The sequence below is a fragment of the Pedobacter sp. 10L46_2 genome, assembly GCF_056395165.1.
The window spans coordinates 1-2,254 of the sequence record NZ_JBFTIZ010000452.1 but is presented as its reverse complement, the minus strand read 5'-3'; the positions used below and the strand labels follow the sequence as shown (position 1 = coordinate 2,254).

Sequence of the window (2,254 nt, the reverse complement as noted above, 5' to 3'; positions counted from 1 at the left end):
CCACTACTGGAAAGCACCACATCTCTGACAAGTTCAGCAGGGATACGATAACGCGGCGCTCTTGCCAAAAGAATGTTATCCGGATCGGTCTTCAGTTTTTCCGGAGAGACTACAGCAGATTGTCTATAGGTTGCAGACAATGCTATTTGCTTAACAAGGCGTTTGATGTTCCACCCATGGTTCATAAAATCAACCGCAAGCCAGTCGAGTAATTCGGGGTGCGAAGGTAACTCTCCCTGCATCCCAAAATCTCCCGAAGTTTTAACAATACCTCGTCCAAAAAACTCTTGCCATACCTGATTTACAAATACTCTTGAAGTAAGCGGATTTTTCTTATCGAATAACCATTGCGTTAACCCAAGTCTGTTTTTAGGGTATTTATCACTAAATGAAAGTAATGATTTAGGCGTTCCGGCTTCCACCACCTCACCATGCGCATCATATACACCCCTTTTTAGTAAATAGGTTTTTCTAACTGTATCCTGATCACCCATTACTGATACGATTAATTTATTCGTATCCTGCTTATTTACAAACTTCAATATTTCTTTAACATCAGCATTGCTAATTTCCATCAGCGGTTTTTTTGCATAAGTCTCCGGGCCGCCAACAACAGACTCAATTCCTACTTCTTTTACATTGTTAAAAAAAGCAAATACCTGGTAGTATTCCTTTTGCGAAAATGGATCGTACTTATGATCATGACAATGAGCACATTCCAGCGTAACACCTATAATGGCTTTCCCAAAAGTATTGGTGCGGTCAGTAACATACTCAACCCTATATTCTTCATCAATTACACCACCTTCTTCTGTTATTTTATGATTCCTGTTAAAACCTGTTGCCAAAAGCTGTTCTTTCGAGGCATTTGGCATCAAATCTCCGGCAAGCTGCCAGGTCACAAATTGATTATAGGGCATATTTTCATTAAAAGCATGAATAACCCAATCTCTCCAAGGCCACTGACTACGGTAATTATCATCCTGATACCCGTGAGAATCAGCATATCTGGCAACATCTAACCAGTGCAATGCCATCCGTTCCCCATAAGCTGGACTTGATAGTAGCGACTCCACAACCTTCTCATATGCGTTACTACTGGAATCAGCAAGAAATTTATCCATCATCTCAATAGAGGGTGGCAAACCGGTAATGTCAAGACTAGCACGCTTTAATAACCTTTCCTTATCCGCTTCGGGGTTAGGTACTACTCCTTTATGTTCCAGTTTATCAAGCACAAAATAATCTATCTCATTTTTCACCCATTTAGCATCCTTAATCTTAGGCATTTGGGGAGCTTTAGGAGGAGTAAAAGCCCAATGCTTTTCGTATTTAGCTCCTTGCTTAATCCATTTCTCTATTATAGAAATCTCATTAGCAGTCAATTTTAGATTTGAGGACTTCGGAGGCATCATATATGCCGTATCCTTTGTGGAAATCCTTAAAAACACTTCAGATGCATTAGGTTTAAAAGGTACAAGGGCATGCGCTGATGGATTTTCTTTTAACGCCTTATAGGCTTCCTCAGCAATATCTAATCTTAAATCTGCTTGTCGTTTATTCGCATCGGGGCCGTGACAGATAAAGCACTTATCAGAAAGAATTGGCCTGACATTGAAATTGTAACTGATACTATCAGGCAACTGTTCTTCGGCTACCTGATTTGAAGATGAGCTGTTACATGCCTGTATAATATACACAATAGCAAAAAACGTCAGCAGTAAATAAAAAAGCCTACGGTACATACAATATCTATTTGGTTTCAATTGTACAGACAAGCTTTCACTTGTCTGCTTCTATAAATTTAGAATAAATACTTTAAATACCAATTATTATTTTCTTAAAAAGCAGAATATGAAATTTTTATTGATTAAATTGTTGTAGAATATATCACTCTAAATACAACAAAAAATGAATGCAGAATTTAACGATGTACCGCTGATAAAAAATTCAGAAAAAAATAGATTTGAGCTCAAAACAGATAATTATCTGACTTTTATAGATTACAAGGAGCATGGTAAAAAGATATGGCTGATCCATACTGAAGCACCCGAAGAACTTAAAGGAAGGGGAACTGCAACTGCAATAGTTGAGAAAACATTAGCTTACCTGGAAGACAACGACTATAAACTCATCCCTCTATGTCCATTTGTAGTAACATACCTAAAAAGACACACCGAATGGAACAGAATTTTAGATGAAGGTGTACCCCCTTTTTAAGCCTATTTTATAACGTATTTACTTCCTTTAACAG

Annotated in this window: 2 protein-coding genes; one reads left to right on the top strand and one right to left on the bottom strand. The window is 37.8% G+C overall.

The genetic code is table 11. The features are described from left to right. A partial coding sequence (locus tag AC1DDX_RS26625; protein ID WP_477622948.1) for a PSD1 and planctomycete cytochrome C domain-containing protein occupies window positions 1-1,745 on the bottom strand: 1,745 nt, incomplete at its 3' end. A gap of 166 nt (window positions 1,746-1,911) precedes the next feature. Between AC1DDX_RS26625 and AC1DDX_RS26620 the strand changes: the two genes are divergently transcribed. Continuing rightward, entirely contained in the window at window positions 1,912-2,220 is a 309-nt protein-coding gene (locus tag AC1DDX_RS26620; RefSeq protein WP_172663703.1) for a GNAT family N-acetyltransferase, read from the top strand. Window positions 2,221-2,254 lie beyond the last annotated feature (34 nt).

What these genes read in the sequence shown, in the direction of transcription:
- AC1DDX_RS26620 (WP_172663703.1), top strand. Translation starts at nt 1,912, where the DNA reads ATGAATGCAGAATTTAACGATGTACCGCTGATAAAAAATTCAGAAAAA.